The organism is Streptomyces sp. NPDC031445, assembly GCF_055581365.1.
Map to the genome: position 1 here is coordinate 53,206 of NZ_JBVIJO010000003.1, position 19,353 is coordinate 72,558.

Genomic DNA, 19,353 nt, shown 5'->3' on the forward strand with positions numbered 1-19,353 from the left:
GAACCAGGCTAGTTGACTCTGGGTCAGTGTCCAATCACGCTAACGACAGAAGCCTATCGACATATTTATAGTTGGTGCCTGCCTGGGGCCGGAGGAGGCAGCGACAGGGGAGGGCGTGCCATGGATCTGGCCTTGCTGCGGACCTTCGTCGCCGTGCACAGAGCCGGCTCCTTCACCCGGGCCGCAGCCCTGCTCGGCCTCTCCCAGCCCGCCGTCACCTCGCAGATCCGCACGCTGGAGCGTCAGCTCGGCAGACCGCTGTTCCTCCGCCAGGCGCGCGGGGTGACCCCGACGACCGTCGGCGACGAACTGGCGCACAGGGCCGCACCGCATCTCGACGCCCTGGTGGAGATAGTGGAGAGCGGCCTGGACGACGAGTCCTCGTCCCGGACGCTGCACCTGGCGGGTCCCGCCGAGTTCACCGCCGAACGTGCTCTGCCGGCACTCAGCGAGCTGACCGGCGACGACGGCCGGAGCTTCGCGTTACGGGCTTCCTTCGGGACGACCGAAGAGGTGCTGAAGGGGCTGGCCTGCGGCCTTCATGACCTGGCCATCAGTACGGCATGGCCGCGCGGGGCCCTGCTCACCGCCACCCCGCTCTGCGACGAGGAGCATGTGCTGGTGGCGGCCCCTCGCTGGGCTGAGCGGATCGACTCGGACACCCTGCGGCTGAAGGGCGCTCCGGCCCTGGAGCACCTGCCGCTCGTCGAGGTCCACGAATCCCTGCCGTTCGTCTCGCGCTACTGGGCCTCCGTCTTCGACTCCCGCCCGGCCGCCACGGGCACGGTCATCGTCCCGGATCTCCGGGCCGTGCTCTCCTGCGTCACCGCCGGGGCCGGACTGGCGGTGCTGCCCCGCTACCTGTGCGCCCCGGCGCTGGAGGACGGCTCGATCGTGGCCCTGCACGATCCGGCGGTCCCGCCCCTGCGTACGTACTTCCTCGTGGTGCGCACCGGTACGCTCGCCCTGCCCCATATCGCCCGGGCCCATGAGTGGCTCCAGCGCGCCGCCGCGGCCTGGTGCTGACGCCGCACGGCACGGATACACGTGCTGCGGTCAAGTCGTGGCACTTTGCGATGTTTCACGTGGAACCAGCGGGGCCACATTTCTCCCATGACCGTCCGACCCGTGGTCAAGCGCACCGCCCGTGCCGTTCTCCTGGACGGTGACGACCTGATCCTGATCAAGCGCACCAAGCCGGGTATCGATCCCTACTGGGTCACTCCCGGCGGGGGAGTCGAACCCGGGGACTCGACCGTCGTGGACGCCCTGCACCGTGAGGTGGAGGAGGAACTCGGCGCCAAGATCACCGACGTGGTGCCGTGTTTCGTGGACACGGTGGAGCACATCGGGGACGACGGCGGCGCGACCGGTGTGAAGGTGCAGCATTTCTTCGTCTGCCGACTGGAGTCCATGGACCCTTCCCTGCGTCACGGCCCCGAAGTGGACGAGCCCGTCGGCGAGTACGAGATCGTCCGTGTTCCGTTCACCCGCGTCGGCATCGCTTCCGTCCATCTCGTACCACTGTCCCTGCGCCACTACCTGGACGGGAACATCGAAGGGGTACGGGCCATGCACGCCCCCGACCTCGGCTAGGCGCGGTCAGCCCCGCGGTACCTCCCGGTCGTTCCAAGCAGCAACGTGCCGACGAGTGAAGTCCCGCCATGGCCGGAAGCTAGTGACCTGCCTATGTTTCACGTGAAACACGCGGAGCTGTCCACGGGCTGTCCCCAGGGCTACGAGATGGCCAAAAGCACGTGCGTCCGCATCGAAACGGGTGGACGGCGAGGGTGCCCGTCGGACAGCCTGACCTGCGTGCCAACTCCTTCCCTCACCGCTCTGCCCATTCGCCGCCTGACGCCTCGCGATCTCACTGCCTGCGCCGACCTGTCCGAAGACCGGGGGTGGCCACGCGAGGAACACAAGTGGGGGTTCCTTCTCACGGCCGGGAAGGGCGTCGGCATCGACGACCCTGAGGGCGGCCTTGTCGCCGCGTGTGTGGTCACGGAATACGGCGGGTGGGGGCGGCCGGAACTCGGCGCCATCGGCATGGTGCTGGTGGCCCGGCGACACGCCCGTCAGGGCGTCGGGCGCCGGCTGATGCGGCATGTGCTGTCCAGCATGGGGACGACTCCGCTGACCCTGTACGCCACCCCGTACGGCCGTCCCCTGTACGAGGAGCTGGGCTTCAAGGTGACGGGCCGGGCGGAGATGCTGAGGGGCCGCTTCATCACCGGCGGCCGGGATTCCGGGATCGCCACACGCGCGGCCACCGCAGAGGACCTCCCGGCGATCCTGCGCCTCGACGAGGAGGTGTTCGGTACCGATCGCACCGCTCTGATCACTCGCCTGCCCGCCTTCGCCGATCAGCTCCGGGTGGCCGAGGAGGACGGCCGCCTCATCGGCTATACCGCCGCGTGGCCCAACATGGACACCCATGTCGTCGGTCCGCTGATCGCCCGGGACACGGAGACCGCCAAGGCATTGATCGCCTCCCTGGCGGCCCACACCGACCGGCCGCTGCGGACCGACATCGACGTGCGCCATGAAGGGCTGCTGACCTGGGTGAAGGAGCGCGGCCTGGCCTCCGTGGCCTTCAACTCGGTGATGACCTACGGCATCACGGACCTGCCGGGGGACTGGACCCGGCGGTTCGCACCGCTGACGGTCGCCGCGGGCTGAGCCGACGGACGGACCGACACCGGCCCCGCCGTTCGAAGCGGCGGGGCCGGTGTCCTGAGGTCCGTGCCGTCACTGTGGCTCAGGCCAGGGCCTGCACGGCCGCGGTGGCGAAACCGTGGTCCTGGTCCGGAGCACCGCCGCCGACACCGATCGCGCCGACCAGCCGGCCGTCGCGGTGGACGGGGACACCGCCCGCGATGAACAGCAGGGGCCGGTCGAGTGCCGTGGGCAGGGTGTGGAAGAGGCCGCCGGGCTGAACGGCGTCGACGAGGTCGGCGGTGGGCGCGTTCAGCTGGAGGGCCGTGTAGGCCTTGCGAGTGCTGGTCTCGCCGGAGATCAGCACGGCACGGTCGTCCCGGCGGAAGGCGAGCAGGTGGCCACCGGCGTCCAGGACGGTCACGCTGACGGCGACTCCGGCGTCCTCGGCCGCCCGGCGGGCGGTGGCGACCAGCAGCTCGGCGTCCTCGATACTGAGCGGGGCGACAGCGGTGGTGGTCATGGAGATGTCTCCTCGGGTGGTGCTGTGTGGGTGCTTTCCGTACCGAGGGCTCGGTACGGAGGTCTGTGGCTGTGAGGCGCCCGGGGCCCGGCGCTCAGTGGTGGACGGGCGCCCGCTGCTCCACCGCCGTAGCGGAGGCGGTCACGCTCCCCCGGGCGCCGTCACGGCGCTCCAGGGCCGCCGAGACGAAGGCGAGGACCAGGGCGGCGGCGGCTAGGGCGGCGCCGACCCAGTTGGGGGACGTGTAGCCGAAGCCGGCCGCGATCACGATGCCGCCGAGCCAGGCGGACAGGGCGTTGCCCAGGTTGAAGGCGCCGATGTTGACGGCCGAGGCGAGCGTCGGAGCGCCGTGCGCCTGGTCGAGGACGCGCTTCTGCAGCGGGGGCACGGTGGCGAAGCCGAGGGCGCCGATCAGGGCGATGGTCACCGCGGCCGCGATCTTGTTGTGGGCGGTGAGCGTGAAGAGCGCCAGGACGACGGCCAGCGCGCCCAGGGAGATGTACAGCATCGGCATCAGGGCGCGGTCGGCGAACTTGCCGCCGATGAGGTTGCCGCCGACCATGCCGAGGCCGAACAGGACCAGCAGCCAGGTGACGGAGCCGTCTGCGAAGCCGGCGATGTGGGTCATCATCGGGGCGATGTAGGTGATGGCCGCGAAGACACCGCCGAAGCCGAGGACGGTCATCGCCATGGCCAGCAGGACCTGGGCGTTCTTGAAGGCGGCCAGCTCGTGGCGGAGGTGTACGCCCTCCGGCCGGGGCAGCTCCGGAACGAGCTTGGCGATGCCGGCGAGGCCGACGACACCGAGGGCGGCGACGATGGCGAAGGTGACGCGCCAGCCTGCGCTCTGCCCGATGAACGTGCCCAGCGGGACGCCGACGACGTTGGCGATGGTCAGACCGGTGAACATCATGGCGATGGCGCCGGCCTTCTTGTGGGGCGCGACCAGCTCGGCGGCGACGACCGAGCCGATGCCGAAGAAGGCGCCGTGGGCGAGCGAGGCGACGACCCGTCCGATCAGCATGACCGCGAAGGTCGGGGCGACGGCCGAGAGCAGGTTCCCGGCGATGAACAGGCCCATCAGCAGCATCAGCATCCGCTTGCGCGGGACCTTGGTGCCGAGCACGGTCATCAGCGGCGCGCCGATGACCACGCCGAGCGCGTAGCCGGTCACGAGCAGGCCCGCCGTGGGGATGGAGACCCCGAAGTCGGCCGCGACCTCGGGCAGCAAACCCATGATCACGAACTCGGTCGTTCCGATTCCGAAGGCCCCGATCGCGAGGGCCAGAAGCGCGAGAGGCATGAAGGGGTACACCTTCCCAGAAGATTGCATGAGCGCTTTGCGTTCGACCACAATAGTTGCAGACGCGGGATATATGCAACCGGCGACTATTGCGCTGGTGGTCTACCCTGGGGTGCAGCAACTCCGGGACGGAGGAAGAACGCCAATGACAGCGACGGACCCCGCGCTCACCGCCCTCGCACAGGGCTGGTGCGCCCTTTCTGCGCTGCACGGACGGATCGAGGCGCACATAGAGCGCGCTCTGCAGGCCGCACACGACTTGAGCGTCCGCGAGTACTCACTGCTGGATGTCCTCAGCAGACAGCACGACGGCGAGGGCGGCCATCTGCAGATGAAGCAGGTCGCCGACGCGGTCGTGCTCAGCCAGAGCGCCACCACCCGCCTCGTGACCCGACTGGAGGACCGCGGCCTGCTGGAGCGCTATCTGTGCCCCACCGACCGGCGCGGCATCTACACCAACGTCACCCCGGCGGGCCTGCGGCTGCTGGAGGAGGCGCGGCCCACCAATGACGCCGCCCTGCGCGAGGCCCTGGACAGTGCCGCCCAGAATCCGGAACTCGCACCGCTGGTGCGCGTGGTGGAGTCCCTGAACGTGCCCGCATAGGGTGCGCCTATGGACGATCTTGAGATTCGCGCCGCGACCGCTGACGACCTCCCGGCGATCGTGGCGATGCTCGCCGACGACCCGCTCGGGGTCCAGCGTGAGTCGCCCGACGATCTCACGCCGTACCGGAACGCGCTGGAGCGCCTCGCCGCCGACCCCCATCAGCACGTCGTCGTCGCCGTGCGCGCGGGCCGTGTGATCGGCACTCTCCAACTGACGATCATCCCCGGGCTTTCCCACAAGGGGGCCACTCGCGCGCTGATCGAGGCCGTACGCATCCACGCCGATGAGCGGGGCAGCGGGCTGGGGAGCCGGCTGATCGAGTGGGCGATCGACACGTCCCGACAGCGCGGCTGCCAGATGGTCCAGCTCACGTCCGACAAGACGCGGACCGACGCACACCGTTTCTACGAGCGGCTGGGCTTCACCGCCTCACACGAGGGCTTCAAGCTCCGTCTTTGACGGCGCCCCGAAGAACGGACAGGGGTGTGTTTCACGTGAAACACACCCCTTGTATGCATCCGGGCTAGCCGATGCCCCGCCATCCCTTCGGGTCCACGCCACCGGGCACCGGTGCCTCGGGGTCGTACGGCTGCCGGGTGAACACGAATGAGCCGAGATCCAGGTGACTCACCGATCCGTCCGGACGCCGTTCGGGCCGCAGCAGCTCACCGGCGTAGTAGCCCTCCAGCCCGGTCCAGGTGCCGTCGCCGTTCGGACGGAAACGGGCCTTCCGTCCGCCACCCGTCAGGGGCGCCAACGCGAGCAGGCCATCCGCGGTCGCGCGCAGGCCGAAGGCGTGAGTGCCCCAGTACCACTGCCCCACCAGCTCCAGCACCGCCGGATCCGCCTCACGCAGCGGCCGCCAGGGCTCGGGGATCCGCGGTTCCGCCTCCGCGACGATCCGGACGAGGTCCGCTCCCACGGCACCCAGCAGCGGACCGCTGGTGCAGTTGGCGAGCACCACTGCGGCCACGTCGTCCTCCACGCTGATCGTGAGGTTCGCCAGAAACCCCGGCAGGGAGCCGGAGTGTCCGACGAGCAGCCGGCCGTCACGGCACTGGATCTGCATGCCCAGACCGTACGTGACCCCGTCCACCACATCCGCGGCCTCGGCGGGCGCCGCCGGAGTACGCATCTCCCGGATGGACTCCGCACTCAGGACCCGCTCGTCTCCCCGGGCCAGGAACGCGGCGAACCGCGCCAGGTCCCCGGTCGTCGACCAGAGCTGACCGGCCGGCGCCATCCGGCCCAGGTCCTCCATCGGCTCGGGGAGCATCGCGTCGGCCCACGGGTGCACCGCCCATCCGCCCGCGTGCGGGGGTTCCGGCTGCGTGCTCGTCCGGTGCAGGCCCAGCGGCTCCAGGATCTCCGCGCGCAGCACCTCCTCCCAGGGGGCGCCGCGCAGCTCTTCCACAAGGGCGCCGAGGACCGTGTAGCCCGGATTGGAGTAGTGGTGCCGGCGGCCGACGGGATGCAGGAGGGGCTGTTCCCCGAGCACATCGCTCAGTTCGGGCCGCAGGGCGCCGGGCGTCCGTTCCCACCAGGGCGCGGGGGATTCGGCCGCCAGCCCCGCGGTGTGGGCGAGCAGCTCCACGATCGTCGACTCCCCCGCACCGGTGCCCGGCAGATGCTTCTCCAGCGGGTCACCGAGGTCGAGGACGCCCTCGTCCCGCAGCCGCATCACCAGAACGGCGGTGAAGGTCTTGGTGATGGACCCGATCCGGTACTGCACGGTCTCGTCCGGTCCGTGGCCGTCCACCGAGGTCCGCGCCCCGTGCCACACGGCCTGCCCGTCCCGGACCACCGCGGCGACCAGGGACGGAGCCCGTCCTTCGGCCTGCGCGACGGCGATCCGGTGCAGCAGGGCCCGGCGGGTGGCGGGGAGCAGCGCTTCCTGAGTTGTCGTCATGGACCCAGTCCACCTGGTGCGGGGGCGGGCGTCGAATGCATTTGCCGTGCGCCCCCGGCCGTGGCCGCCCCCGCCCCCCGTCCGTGACCGTGGCCGCACCGCACCCGGTGGATCAGGTCTGGGCCATGTCCACGAAACGCGAGTAGTGGCCCTGGAAGGCGACCGTGATGGTGGCCGTCGGACCGTTTCGGTGCTTGGCGACGATCAGGTCCGCCTCGCCCGCACGCGGGGACTCCTTCTCGTACGCGTCCTCGCGGTGCAGCAGGATGACCATGTCGGCGTCCTGCTCGATGGAACCGGACTCACGCAGGTCGGAGACCATCGGCTTCTTGTCGGTGCGCTGCTCGGGACCACGGTTGAGCTGCGAGAGCGCGATGACCGGGAGCTCCAGTTCCTTCGCGAGCAGTTTGAGGTTACGGGACATGTCCGAGACCTCCTGCTGACGGCTCTCGGCCCGCTTGGAGCCACCGGACTGCATCAGCTGGAGGTAGTCGATGACGACCAGCTTCAGGTCGTTGCGCTGCTTCAGGCGCCGGCACTTGGCGCGGATCTCCATCATCGACAGGTTCGGGGAGTCGTCGATGTACAGCGGCGCGGCCGACACGTCCGGCATGCGGCGGGCGAGCCGCGTCCAGTCCTCGTCGGTCATCGTGCCGGACCGCATGTGGTGCAGGGCGACCCGGGCCTCGGCGGACAGCAGGCGCATCGCGATCTCGTTGCGGCCCATCTCGAGCGAGAAGATGACGCTCGGAAGGTTGTGCTTGATGGAGGCGGCCCGCGCGAAGTCCAGGGCGAGGGTCGATTTACCCATGGCGGGACGGGCCGCGATGACGATCATCTGGCCGGGATGGAGGCCGTTCGTCAACGAGTCGAAGTCCGTGAACCCAGTGGGCACACCCGTCATCTCGCCGCTGCGCGAGCCGATCGCCTCGATCTCGTCGAGGGCGCCTTCCATGATGTCGCCGAGCGGGAGGTAGTCCTCGCTGGTGCGCTGCTCGGTGACGGCGTAGATCTCGGCCTGGGCGCGGTTGACGATCTCGTCCACGTCTCCGTCGGCCGCGTATCCCATCTGCGTGATGCGCGTACCGGCTTCGACCAGGCGTCGCAGGACGGCCCGCTCATGGACGATCTCCGCGTAGTACTCGGCGTTGGCCGCCGTCGGCACGGTCTGGACGAGGCCGTGCAGATACGCGGCGCCGCCGACCTTGTTGATCTCGCCGCGCTTGGTGAGTTCGGCGGCGATGGTGATCGGGTCGGCCGGCTCGCCCTTGGCGTAGACGTCCAGGATGGCCTGGTAGATCGTCTCGTGCGCGGGCTTGTAGAAGTCGTGGCCCTTGAGGATCTCGACGACATCGGCGATGGCGTCCTTGGACAGCAGCATGCCGCCCAGCACGGACTGCTCGGCGTCCAGGTCCTGCGGCGGGACCCGCTCGAAGGACGAACCCCCGCCGTCCCAGGCGCCGTTCTCCCGGCCCCGGTCGTGCTGCTCGTCACGACCCCGGCCGACGTCATCCCGCCGACGGGAGGCCGGCAGACGATCACTGGGCCCGCTGTCGGCCCACGGATCGTCCAAGGGCTCGGAAATGCTCACCGAGCCACCTCCTCCCGTCCGCACGGCGGACCTCGCCGTGTCCTCTGTTGTACGGCACGACACTGACAAATAAGACGCCCAACTCCGGTTCTGGCGCGTCGGGTTTGTGACGGTTCCCAGGCCCGGAGAAGGACGTTTCCGGAGCCCGGTGAGGGAGCGGGCGCCGGACCACCGTAGGCCCGTCGGCACCGTCAGCCAATCTGGTTATCCACAGGCCATGTGGACGACGGCCCGGATGCTGTGGAGAACTCGCCGAAACCTGTGCACGACCCGGTGGAAAGCCCTGTGAACAAGCCCTCGATCCCATCGAGACCAAGCCTGTGACCTGCGTTTTTACGATCCACCGGCTGTGCAGAGAAAAAACTTCCCCAGTCGGGCCAAGATCGCGTCGAACGGCACCCGAAAGGACACGACCCACCAGCAAAAGTAAGGATCAATAGCCGGTTGCATCTCTTACCTGTGGACGATTACATTGATGCTCATGACACAGGCTCCAGAGATCCCCAAGGCCGCCCTGCGCCGGCACGACCGAGAAATCGTCGCGCTGGCCGTCCCGGCCTTCGGCGCCCTCGTCGCCGAGCCTCTCTTCGTCATGGCGGACAGTGCGATCGTCGGCCATCTCGGGACCGCACAGCTCGCCGGTCTCGCCGTCGCCTCGGCGCTCCTCACCACCGCCGTGAGTGTCTTCGTCTTCCTCGCCTACGCCACCACGGCCGGCGTGGCCCGCCGCGTCGGTGCCGGTGATCTCACGGCAGCCATCCGCCAGGGCATGGACGGCATCTGGCTGGCGCTGCTGCTCGGCATCGCCGTCATCGCCGTCGTCCTGCCCCTCGCACCCGGCATCGTGGACCTCCTCGGCGCCTCGACGACCGCTGCTCCCTACGCCACCACCTATCTGCGCATCTCCGCGCTGGGCATCCCGGCCATGCTCATCATCCTGGCCGCGACCGGAGTGCTGCGCGGCCTGCATGACACCAGGACCCCGCTCTATGTCGCCGTCGCGGGATTCATCGCCAACGCCGCACTGAACGCGGGGCTCATCTACGGCGCCGGGCTCGGCATCGCCGGTTCGGCCTGGGGCACGGTCATCGCACAGTGCGGCATGGCGGCCGCCTATCTGACCGTCGTCGTCCGCGGGGCCCGTCGGCACGGTGCGTCCCTCCGGCCGGACGCAGCCGGCATCCGGGCCTCGGCTCAGGCCGGCGTCCCACTGCTGGTCCGCACCTTGTCCCTGCGGGCCATCATCATGATCGCCACGGCGGTCGCGGCCCGTCTCGGCGATGCCGACATCGCCGCCCACCAGATCGTCCTGTCCCTGTGGAACCTCTTGTCCTTCGCACTCGACGCGATAGCGATCGCGGGACAGGCCATCATCGGCCGCTATCTCGGAGCGGACGACACCCAGGGAGCCCGTGAAGCCTGCCGTCGCATGGTCCAGTGGGGCGTCGCGACCGGTGTCGTCCTGGGCCTTCTCGTCGTGGCCGCACGACCGCTCTTCCTGCCGCTGTTCACTGGCGACTCCCTGGTGAAGGACGCCGCTCTGCCGGCCCTGCTCCTCGTGGCACTGTCGCAGCCCGTTTGCGGGATCGTCTTCGTCCTTGACGGCGTCCTCATGGGAGCGGGGGACGGCCCCTATCTGGCCTGGGCCATGGTCGTCACCCTGGTGGTGTTCGCACCGGCGGCCCTGCTCGTTCCCTCACTCGGCGGTGGCCTCACCGCCCTCTGGGGCGCCATGACGTTGATGATGTCGATCCGGATGCTGACCCTGTGGCTGCGGAGCCGTTCGGGCCGCTGGATCGTGACGGGCGCGACCCGCTGACCGTTTCACGTGAAACATTCCGTCCCGTCGTGGAAGCCCGGCCATGAGAAGGGATCATGAGAAAGGGGCCGCACCCCCGGAAGGGTGCGGCCCCTTTCACCGGCTCAAGCGAGCGCGGCGATCACGCGGCGATCAGGCCGCGACGACCTCGACGTTGACCTTGGCGGCAACCTCGGGGTGCAGACGCACGGACGTCTCGTGGGCGCCCAGGGTCTTGATCGGAGCGGACAGCTCGATGCGGCGCTTGTCGACCTCGGGGCCACCGGAAGCCTTGATCGCGGACGCGATGTCGGCCGGGGTGACGGAACCGAAGAGACGGCCGGCGTCGCCGGAGCGGACGGCCAGACGGACCTTCACGCCCTCGAGCTGGGCCTTGACCTGGTTGGCCTGCTCGATGGTCTGGATCTCGTGGATCTTGCGAGCACGACGGATCTGCTCGACGTCCTTCTCGCCACCCTTGGTCCAGCGGATAGCGAACTTCCGCGGGATGAGGTAGTTGCGAGCGTAGCCGTCCTTGACGTCGACGACGTCGCCCGCGGCACCGAGGCCGGAGACCTCGTGGGTGAGGATGATCTTCATGAGTCGGTCACCCTTCCCTTAGCGCGCGGTGGACGTGTAGGGCAGCAGCGCCATCTCACGGCTGTTCTTGACGGCCGTGGCGACGTCACGCTGGTGCTGCGTGCAGTTGCCGGTCACGCGGCGGGCACGGATCTTGCCGCGATCGGAAATGAACTTCCGCAGCATGTTCGTGTCCTTGTAGTCCACGTACGTGACCTTGTCCTTGCAGAAAGCGCAGACCTTCTTCTTCGGCTTGCGCACAGGCGGCTTCGCCATGGTGTTTCTCCTGTGTGATCAAGAAGTTGGGATACGACCCGCCCTCGACCCGGACCGGCCCTGAAGGCCTGGCCCGAAGGCTTAGAAGGGGGGCTCGTCCGAGTAGCCGCCACCGCCGCCGGAGCCTCCGCCCCAGCCGCCGCCAGCCTGGCCGCCACCCTGGTTGCCACCGGCGGGAGCGCCGGTCGCCCACGGGTCGTCGGCCGGAGCGCCGCCGCCCTGCTGGCCGCCACCGGGGCCACCGCCCCAGCCACCGCCACCCTGGCCGCCACCGCCGCTGTAACCGCCCTGGCCACCGCGAGCGCCACCGGCGGTCTTGGTGACCTTGGCCGTGGCGTTGCGCAGGCTGGGGCCGACTTCCTCGACGTCCAGCTCGTAGACCGTGCGCTTGACGCCCTCACGGTCCTCGTAGGACCGCTGCTTCAGCCGGCCCTGCACGATGACGCGCATGCCTCGCTGGAGCGACTCGGCGACGTTCTCCGCCGCCTGACGCCAGACCGAGCAGGTCAGGAAGAGGCTCTCGCCGTCCTTCCACTCGTTCGTCTGGCGGTCGAAGGTGCGGGGAGTGGACGCGACGCGGAACTTCGCGACCGCCGCACCGGACGGGGTGAAGCGCAGCTCGGGGTCGTCGACAAGATTGCCGATGACCGTGATGACGGTCTCGCCTGCCATGGGGGAACCTCTCGGCGGGTTTGCTGCTCTGGCTGCTTGTTGCTGCTACTCGAATCCCGGGATCAGCTGAGCGGGAGGGCTCAGTGGGTCTCGGGACGGAGGACCTTGGTCCGGAGGACCGACTCGTTCAGGTTCATCTGGCGGTCGAGCTCCTTGACGACCGCAGGCTCGGCCTGCAGGTCGATGACCGAGTAGATGCCCTCGGGCTTCTTCTTGATCTCGTAGGCGAGACGACGACGGCCCCAGGTGTCGACCTTCTCAACCTTGCCGCCGCCGTCACGGACGACGGACAGGAAGTTCTCGATCAGCGGGGAGACAGCGCGCTCCTCGAGATCGGGGTCGAGGATGACCATCACCTCGTAGTGACGCATGTGGAACCCACCTCCTTTGGACTCAGCGGCCACGGTCGTTCCGTGGCAGGAGGGTTGTGATGCGTACGCAACGGTATCGGCCGCCACTGACAATCGGGGTTCCCTCAGGGAAGCCCGCAGTGTGACCTGGACAGGTCTGGGCAGACACCAGTGCAGACGGTACAGACTACCCGCACCCACGCTTCCGGTTGAAATCCGTCCGTCGTCCCCGACAATCTGTACACATCGGGTGTGTACGGCGCTACGATGCGCCGCCTTCCGCAGGAGGTGCCCATGGCACAGGCATTGCGACCCAACACCGCCGGTTCCCTCTTCGCCACGGACGGCAAGCCCCATCCGCTTCAGGACACCCTGATGGCGGTGACGTTCGTCCTGGGCCTGCTGTCCTTCATCACGTCCTTCTTTCACAGCCTTCACCTGCTGTCCTCGTGGGCGGGCCTGGTGGCACTGGCCACGGGCGTGTACGGACAGTGGATCTCGGTGACCACGCGGCAGCGGTTCGGTCTGGTCCTGGGTCTCGGCGCCGCCGGAGTCGGTTTTCTGATCGGCATGGCCCACGGCGGCCTGTTCGGCGGGGTCATCAGCTGACCTCACCGGGCTCAAAGCCCCGTACGCCCAGTCGGGGCGCTCGCCAGGCGCAGTAGGCTTCGGCGCGAGAGCCGGAGCCCCTGTACCCATGGGGACACACCAGCCCGAGGAGCGCCCCGAATGAGCCTGACCCTGAGGACCATCAGTCGCGAGCAGCATCTGGCCTTCATCCAGAGCCTGCCGGCGGCGAGCCACATGCAGGTCCCGGCATGGGCAGATGTGAAGGCGGAGTGGCGCTCGGAGAACCTCGGCTGGTTCGACCGGAGCGGCCAGCTGGTCGGCGTGGGCCTGGTCCTCTACCGCCAGCTGCCCAAGATCAAGCGCTACCTCGCCTATCTGCCCGAGGGCCCGGTCATCAACTGGTACGCGCCGAACCTGGACGACTGGATCCAGCCGATGCTGGCGCACCTGAAGCAGCAGGGTGCCTTCTCCGTGAAGATGGGCCCGCCGGTGATCATCCGCCGCTGGAACGCCGACACGATCAAGAGGGGCATCCAGGACCCGGACGTCAAGCGCCTGCGCGACCTGGAGGCCGACTACATCGAGCCGCGCGCCTTCGAGGTGGCCGACAAGCTGCGCCGCATGGGCTGGCAGCAGGGCGAGGACGGCGGTGCCGGCTTCGGCGACGTGCAGCCCCGGTACGTCTACCAGGTGCCGCTGGCCAACCGCTCCCTGGAAGAGGTCCACAAGAACTTCAACCAGCTGTGGCGCCGCAACATCAAGAAGGCCGAGAAGGCCGGCGTCGAGGTCGTCCAGGGCGGTTATCAGGACCTGCCCGAGTGGCAGCGGCTGTACGAGATCACGGCCGTCCGCGACCACTTCCGGCCCCGCCCGCTGTCGTACTTCCAGCGCATGTGGACGGCCCTCAACACCGAGGACCCCAACCGCATGCGGCTGTACTTCGCCCGCCACAACGGGGTGAACCTCTCGGCAGCGACCATGCTGATCGTCGGCGGGCACGTCTGGTACTCCTACGGCGCCTCCGACAACATCGGCCGCGAGGTCCGGCCGTCCAACGCCATGCAGTGGCGGATGCTGCGCGACGCCTACGCGCTCGGCGCCACCGTCTACGACCTGCGCGGCATCTCCGACTCGCTGGACGAGACCGACCACCTCTTCGGTCTCATCCAGTTCAAGGTCGGCACCGGCGGCCAGGCCGCCGAGTACCTCGGCGAGTGGGACTTCCCGCTGAACAAGCTGCTCCACAAGGCGCTCGACATCTACATGTCGCGGCGCTGAGCCGCGCGGGCGTTTGGTTCCATAGCCCTCACAGCTCTCACACCTCTGATTCACCGCAGCCACGAGAAAGGTTCCGGGTCCGGCCATGGCGCTCACGCTCTACGTCGACACCGCGCGCTGGCGGGCGCACCACAAGCACGTGCAGGAGCAGTTCCCGGGACTCGTCCCGGTCTGCAAGGGCAACGGCTACGGCTTCGGGCACGAACGGCTGTCGGAGGAGGCCACCCGGCTCGGTGCCGACCTGCTCGCCGTCGGCACGACCTACGAGGCCGCGCGCATCAAGGACTTCTTCAGCGGCGACCTGCTCGTGCTCACGCCGTACCGGCGTGGCGAGGAGCCCGTGCCGCTGCCCGACCGGGTCGTCCGCTCGGTGTCGTCGATCGACGGCGTGTACGGCCTCGTGGGCGCCCGTGTCGTCATCGAGGTGATGTCCTCGATGAAGCGGCACGGCATCAGCGAGCAGGACCTGCCCCAGCTGCACCAGGCCATAGAGAACGTCCGGCTGGAGGGCTTCGCCATCCATCTGCCGCTGGACCGCACCGACGGTTCGGACGCCGTCGAGGAGGTCATCGGCTGGATGGACCGGCTGCGTGCGGCACGGCTGCCGCTGCACACGATGTTCGTCAGCCACCTCAAGGCGGACGACCTGGCCCGGCTCCAGCAGCAGTTCCCGCAGACCCGGTTCCGCGCCCGCATCGGCACGCGGCTGTGGCTGGGGGACCACGACGCCACCGAGTACCGCGGTGCCGTCCTGGACGTCACGCGTGTGACGAAGGGCGACCGGTTCGGCTACCGGCAGCAGAAGGCGGCCTCTGACGGCTTCCTGGTGGTCGTGGCGGGCGGAACGTCGCACGGGGTGGGTCTGGAGGCCCCGAAGGCCCTGCACGGCGTCATGCCGCGCGCCAAGGGCGTCGCCCGGGCGGGGCTCGCCACGGTCAACCGGAACCTCTCCCCGTTCGTCTGGGGCGGCAAGCAGCGCTGGTTCGCCGAGCCGCCGCACATGCAGGTGTCGATCCTGTTCGTGCCTTCGGACGCCCCCGAGCCGAAGGTCGGCGACGAGCTGGTCGCCCATCTGCGGCACACCACGACCCAGTTCGACCGTCTCGTGGACCGCTGAGCCCGTCGAGAACGACGAGAAGGCCGTATCCGGTGCTCCCGGATACGGCCTTCCACGTGTTCGCTCAGAGCGAACGGCGGTCTTCCTGGGTCAGGGTCTCCGGCCGGCCCCAGTCCACCTGAGGCCCCTCGAAGTGGTCGGCGTGGTGCGGGGGACGGGCTTCCGCGCCGAGCACGAACACGTCCTCGGCACCGTCGAGCACTCCGCCGGACGGATCGTCGTCGCCGGACCGGCGCACCACGTCCCGCTCCGGCATGAGGATGTCCCGCACGACGACGGCGCACAGGTACAGCGTGCCCAGCAGGTGCACGACGATCGCCCAGTGGTAGCCCTGCGTCGGCAGGCCCTTGTGTGCGTCTCCGCTGGTCGTGTAGGCGAGGTACAGCCAGATACCCAGGAAGTACGCCACCTCGCAGGCCTGCCAGATCAGGAAGTCCCGCCACTTGGGCCGGGCGAGGACCACCAGCGGCACCAGCCACAGGACGTACTGCGGGGAGTAGACCTTGTTGGTGAGGATGAAGGCGGCCACCATCAGGAAGGCCAGCTGGGCGAAGCGCGGCCGGCGCGGGGCGGTGAACGTCAGCGCGGCGACACCGAGGAAGCACAGGACCACCAGCACCGTGGCGGCGGTGTTGACGAACTCGGTGGTGGGCGGGCTGCTGGAGTTCTGCGCCCAGATCAGCCAGAAGGAGCCGAAGTCGACGCCGCGCTCCTTGCTGAAGGTGTAGAACTTCGCCCAGCCCTCGCGGATGTGGAAGCCCGTCGCGTCATGCGTGATCATCACGGGTAGGTTGACCACGAGCCAGGCCACCACCGAGCCGGACGCGGCCTGGAAGAACGCGCGCCACTTGCCCGCCCGCCAGCACAAAACCAGCAGCGGCCCCAGCAGCAGTACGGGATACAGCTTGGCGGCCGTGGCGAGTCCCAGGAGGACACCGAAGGCGAGGGCGCGGCCCCGGGACCACATCAGCATCGCGGCGGCCGTGAGCGCCACGGCCAGCAGGTCCCAGTTGATGGTCGCGGTCAGCGCGAGGGCGGGCGCGAGGGCGACCAGCAGACCGTCCCAGGGGCGCCGGCGGTGGGTACGGGCCACGCACACGGCGATGATGGCGGCGCACACCATCAGCATCCCGGCGTTCACGAACCAGTACCACTGCTCCTGGTGCTGGATGCTCCCGCTGTGCGGGGTCAGCCAGGAGGCCACCTCCATGAACAGCCCGGTGAGCACCGGGTATTCGAGGTAGTCCATGTCGCCGGGGAGCTTGTCGAAGTACGGCACGAGATGGTCGGCGAACCCACGGCCCTGGTAGAGGTGCGGGATGTCCGAGTAGCAGGCGTGCGTGTACTGACTGCTCGCTCCGAAGAACCAGCCGCTGTGGTAGCAGGGTGCTTTCTGGACCAGGCCGAGGGCGAACATGCCGATCGCCACGAGCGCCACGACCCGCACGGGGGTCCACCAGGAGGTTCCCAGCAGGGCATGCCGCCCCAGGGGACCACCGATCAGCTCACTGCCGGCGGCGGCGACCTCGTCCTCCCTGGTCGGCTGCACCGGCTCCGCCACGGCGGACCGCACGGACTCGGGCTCGTGCATGCTCGCGGGCGTCATCTCTGCACTGGGCATGGGGCACATCCTGCCGTACCCGGCTGGGAAAACACCGAGGGCCGCCGCACCTGGTGGGTGCGGCGGCCCATGTTTCACGTGAAACACCCTTGGTGGGCGATATGGTCGCCAACCGGTCAGATCGCCGGGTCAGCCGTTCTGGCCCCCGAAGAAGCCCCCGTTGCCGTTTCCTCGGGTGTTACCGGTGCCGGTCGTGTCCGTGGCCGTGGGTGTCGGCGACTCGCCTCCGCCTCCGTCGACACCACCCGTGTCCAGGCCTCCGTTGCCATTGCCGTTGCCCCCGCCGTTTCCGTTTCCGTTGCCGTTTCCGTTGCCGTTGCAGTTCGGGTCCCAGCCGAGCTGGCAGGACTCGCTCGGCGTCGGCGACGGTGAGGTGGTCGTCACGCTCGGCGTCGGAGTCGGCGAGTCGCTCGGCGTCTCGCTCGGCGTGATGGTGACGCTCGGGGTCGGGGAGGGAGCACCCAGCTCGTCCTGGACCTTGCCGATCTCGGTGGGGTCCGGGAAGCCGGGGTCGTTCTTGCCCTTGAGTGCGGCCTTCATGTACTCGGTCCACACCAGCGTCGGGATGTCACCACCGTGGATGGAGTCCACACCCGCCGTGCCGTTCATGGACAGCAGCTCGTGGTCCTTGGGGTTCTCTCGGAACATCGCAACCGAGGTCGACAGCTGCTGGGTGTAGCCGACGAACCAGGCCGACTTGTTGCTGTCGGTGGTACCGGTCTTGCCGGCCACGGTACGTCCCAGCGCCTTGGCGTTCTGGCCCGTACCGTTCTGGACCACGTTCTCCAGCGTGTCCGTGACGTTGTTGGCCACGTTCTCCGGCATCACCTGCTTCCGCTTGGGTTTGGTGAAGCCCGGCAGCTCCTGACCCTCCTTCTTGACGCTCGTCACCGAGTACGGATCCGTGTGCTGGCCGGACGCGGCGAACGTGGCGTACGCGTCGGCCATACGGATCGCGCTCGGCGTCGAGGTGCCGATGGCGAAGGAGGGGTTGAGCGTGGCGAAGCTCGAGTCGAGGATGCCGGACGCCCTCGCGACGTCTCGGACCTTCGACATCCCCACGTCCATGCCGAGCTGCACGAACGGGGTGTTGATGGACTGCTCCATGGCCTTGCGCAGCGTGATGTAGCCCCAGGGCTTGGGACCCTCGTTGCGCTGGTAGAAGACCGAGCCGTCCTTGTTCAGGACGTAGCTCCCGTCCTGGTTCCTCACCTTGAGCTTGTCGTTGCCGTTGTACTTGCTCAGCGGTGAGAGGCCCTCACCGTCGGACTTGTAGGTGCCGTACTCCATCGCCGCGGCCAGGACGAACGGCTTCCACGTCGAACCGACGGGGACACCGGACGTGTCGGCGTTGTTGGTGAAGTGCCCGTTCTCGTAGCCGTCACCTCCGTAGAGCGCGACGATCGCACCGTCCTTCGGCACCACCGATGCCGCACCGAACTGGACGTATTTGTCCAGATCACGGCGCTTCGGGTCGAGGCGCTCCTTCTGGACCTTCTTCACGGCCGCGCTCAGGGCGTTGACGCTCTTCTTGTCGAAGGTCGTGTAGATCTGGTAGCCGCCCTGGTCGAACTGCGCTTCGGTGATCTTGGAGTGGTTCAGGACGTACTTCTTGGCCGTGTCGACGAGGTAGCTGATCTGGCCGGTCATGTTCTTGGTCGCCTTGCGGCCCTGCGGCTTGGGGTACTTGCTCTTGGCCACCTGGTACTGGGCATCGCTGAGGTGCTTGTCCTTGTGCATCTCGCTGAGGATCCAGGCCCAGCGCTCCTGGGAACGCCGCAGGTTGTCCGTGGCGTTCGCCGACGGGTCGAGGTCGGCGTTGCCGGCCGGGTCGTAGTACGTCGGGCCCTTCAGCAGGGCCGCGAGGAAGGCGCACTGGCTCGGCTTGAGATCGACGGCGTTCACGCCGTAGTAGGTCTGCGCGGCGGCCTGGATGCCGTAGGCACCCCGGCCGTAGTACGAGGTGTTCAGGTAGCCCTGCAGGATCTGCTTCTTGTCGAGCTTCGTGCCCACCTTTATGGAGATGAACATCTCCTTGAACTTGCGGGTGACCGTCTGTTCCTGGCTCAGGTAGGTGTTCTTCACGAACTGCTGGGTGATCGTCGAGCCACCCTGCGTCTGGCCGCCCCGGGCCATGTTCGCCAGGGCTCGGGCGATACCCATGGGGTCGACGCCCGAGTCGTCGTAGAAGCTCTTGTTCTCCGCCGAGATCACGGCCCACTGCATGGCCTCGGGGATCTTGTCGATGGTGACGTTCTGCCGGTTCACCCCGGTGCCCGTCGCCACCATCTGACTGCCGTCGGCCCAGTAGTAGACGTTGTTCTGCGACTTGGCCGCGTCGTTCTCGTTCGGGATGGAGACCATCGCGTAGCCGACGCCGACCATCACCACCAGGCTGCCGACGAAGCCGATGAACAGCCCGCTGACCAGCTTCCAGGACGGCACCCACCGTCGCCAGCCGTACTTGCCGGCCCTCGGGTAGTCGATGAACCGCTTCTTGC

The 19,353-nt window shown here is 68.5% G+C and carries 19 protein-coding genes; 9 read left to right on the plus strand and 10 right to left on the minus strand.

The features are described from left to right. The first annotated feature begins 120 nt into the window (after window positions 1-120). From ACZ5DC_RS10500 to ACZ5DC_RS10510, 3 genes are all read left to right on the plus strand, one after another. The gene (locus tag ACZ5DC_RS10500; RefSeq protein ID WP_468651386.1) at window positions 121-1,026 is read left to right on the plus strand and encodes a LysR family transcriptional regulator; all 906 of its coding nucleotides are present in this window, start codon (window positions 121-123) and stop codon (window positions 1,024-1,026) included. An 87-nt stretch (window positions 1,027-1,113) separates the two neighbouring features. Beyond that, a complete protein-coding gene (locus ACZ5DC_RS10505) occupies window positions 1,114-1,596 on the plus strand; it encodes an NUDIX hydrolase (protein WP_468651388.1) in 483 nt (160 codons plus the stop codon). A 219-nt stretch (window positions 1,597-1,815) separates the two neighbouring features. Then, complete coding sequence (locus tag ACZ5DC_RS10510; protein WP_468651390.1) at window positions 1,816-2,682, plus strand: GNAT family N-acetyltransferase; 867 nt, start codon at window positions 1,816-1,818, stop codon at window positions 2,680-2,682. Window positions 2,683-2,761: 79 nt separating this feature from the next. Here the strand turns inward: ACZ5DC_RS10510 and ACZ5DC_RS10515 are convergent, their stop codons facing one another. Beyond that, entirely contained in the window at window positions 2,762-3,181 is a 420-nt protein-coding gene (locus ACZ5DC_RS10515; protein WP_468651392.1) for a GlcG/HbpS family heme-binding protein, read from the minus strand. 94 nt (window positions 3,182-3,275) lie between these two features. Next, complete coding sequence (locus ACZ5DC_RS10520; RefSeq protein WP_468651394.1) at window positions 3,276-4,484, minus strand: MFS transporter; 1,209 nt, start codon at window positions 4,482-4,484, stop codon at window positions 3,276-3,278. A 145-nt stretch (window positions 4,485-4,629) separates the two neighbouring features. Here ACZ5DC_RS10520 and ACZ5DC_RS10525 point away from each other — a divergent pair, with 145 nt between their 5' ends. Together ACZ5DC_RS10525 and ACZ5DC_RS10530 are read left to right on the plus strand one after the other, a co-directional pair. Next, window positions 4,630-5,088, plus strand: a complete 459-nt coding sequence (locus ACZ5DC_RS10525; protein WP_468651396.1) for a MarR family winged helix-turn-helix transcriptional regulator — start codon at window positions 4,630-4,632, stop codon at window positions 5,086-5,088. A gap of 9 nt (window positions 5,089-5,097) precedes the next feature. After that, window positions 5,098-5,550, plus strand: coding sequence for a GNAT family N-acetyltransferase (locus ACZ5DC_RS10530; RefSeq protein ID WP_468651398.1), 453 nt, complete (start codon window positions 5,098-5,100; stop codon window positions 5,548-5,550). A 64-nt stretch (window positions 5,551-5,614) separates the two neighbouring features. Here ACZ5DC_RS10530 and ACZ5DC_RS10535 read toward each other — a convergent pair whose 3' ends face one another. After that, complete coding sequence (locus ACZ5DC_RS10535; RefSeq protein ID WP_468651400.1) at window positions 5,615-7,000, minus strand: serine hydrolase domain-containing protein; 1,386 nt, start codon at window positions 6,998-7,000, stop codon at window positions 5,615-5,617. 112 nt (window positions 7,001-7,112) lie between these two features. Then, entirely contained in the window at window positions 7,113-8,591 is a 1,479-nt protein-coding gene (gene dnaB, locus ACZ5DC_RS10540) for a replicative DNA helicase (RefSeq protein WP_468651402.1), read from the minus strand. A 475-nt stretch (window positions 8,592-9,066) separates the two neighbouring features. Here dnaB and ACZ5DC_RS10545 point away from each other — a divergent pair, with 475 nt between their 5' ends. After that, window positions 9,067-10,410 (plus strand): MATE family efflux transporter, encoded by a 1,344-nt coding sequence (locus tag ACZ5DC_RS10545; protein ID WP_468651404.1) that lies wholly within the window; start codon window positions 9,067-9,069, stop codon window positions 10,408-10,410. 132 nt (window positions 10,411-10,542) lie between these two features. On the opposite strand, the gene rplI is transcribed toward ACZ5DC_RS10545, so the two are convergent. The 4 genes from rplI to rpsF form a co-directional block, all read right to left on the minus strand. Next, on the minus strand, window positions 10,543-10,989 hold the full coding sequence (gene rplI / locus ACZ5DC_RS10550) for a 50S ribosomal protein L9 (protein WP_030640106.1): 447 nt from the start codon (window positions 10,987-10,989) through the stop codon (window positions 10,543-10,545). An 18-nt stretch (window positions 10,990-11,007) separates the two neighbouring features. Further along, window positions 11,008-11,244 carry a 30S ribosomal protein S18 gene (rpsR, locus tag ACZ5DC_RS10555; protein ID WP_003949403.1) on the minus strand — a complete coding sequence of 79 codons (237 nt, stop codon included), beginning with the start codon at window positions 11,242-11,244 and terminating at the stop codon, window positions 11,008-11,010. Window positions 11,245-11,325: 81 nt separating this feature from the next. Next, entirely contained in the window at window positions 11,326-11,916 is a 591-nt protein-coding gene (locus ACZ5DC_RS10560; RefSeq protein WP_468651407.1) for a single-stranded DNA-binding protein, read from the minus strand. 80 nt (window positions 11,917-11,996) lie between these two features. Next, window positions 11,997-12,287 (minus strand): 30S ribosomal protein S6, encoded by a 291-nt coding sequence (gene rpsF, locus ACZ5DC_RS10565; RefSeq protein WP_014673750.1) that lies wholly within the window; start codon window positions 12,285-12,287, stop codon window positions 11,997-11,999. A 273-nt stretch (window positions 12,288-12,560) separates the two neighbouring features. On the opposite strand from rpsF, the gene ACZ5DC_RS10570 reads away from it, so the two are divergent. From ACZ5DC_RS10570 to ACZ5DC_RS10580, 3 genes are all read left to right on the plus strand, one after another. Continuing rightward, entirely contained in the window at window positions 12,561-12,875 is a 315-nt protein-coding gene (locus ACZ5DC_RS10570) for a hypothetical protein (protein ID WP_468651409.1), read from the plus strand. A gap of 120 nt (window positions 12,876-12,995) precedes the next feature. After that, on the plus strand, window positions 12,996-14,114 hold the full coding sequence (locus tag ACZ5DC_RS10575; protein WP_030640113.1) for a lipid II:glycine glycyltransferase FemX: 1,119 nt from the start codon (window positions 12,996-12,998) through the stop codon (window positions 14,112-14,114). An 85-nt stretch (window positions 14,115-14,199) separates the two neighbouring features. After that, window positions 14,200-15,231 (plus strand): alanine racemase, encoded by a 1,032-nt coding sequence (locus ACZ5DC_RS10580; protein ID WP_366752762.1) that lies wholly within the window; start codon window positions 14,200-14,202, stop codon window positions 15,229-15,231. A gap of 64 nt (window positions 15,232-15,295) precedes the next feature. On the opposite strand, the gene ACZ5DC_RS10585 is transcribed toward ACZ5DC_RS10580, so the two are convergent. Continuing rightward, complete coding sequence (locus ACZ5DC_RS10585) at window positions 15,296-16,852, minus strand: glycosyltransferase family 87 protein (protein WP_468651412.1); 1,557 nt, start codon at window positions 16,850-16,852, stop codon at window positions 15,296-15,298. A gap of 129 nt (window positions 16,853-16,981) precedes the next feature. Beyond that, window positions 16,982-19,297 (minus strand): transglycosylase domain-containing protein, encoded by a 2,316-nt coding sequence (locus ACZ5DC_RS10590; RefSeq protein WP_468651414.1) that lies wholly within the window; start codon window positions 19,295-19,297, stop codon window positions 16,982-16,984. Window positions 19,298-19,353 lie beyond the last annotated feature (56 nt).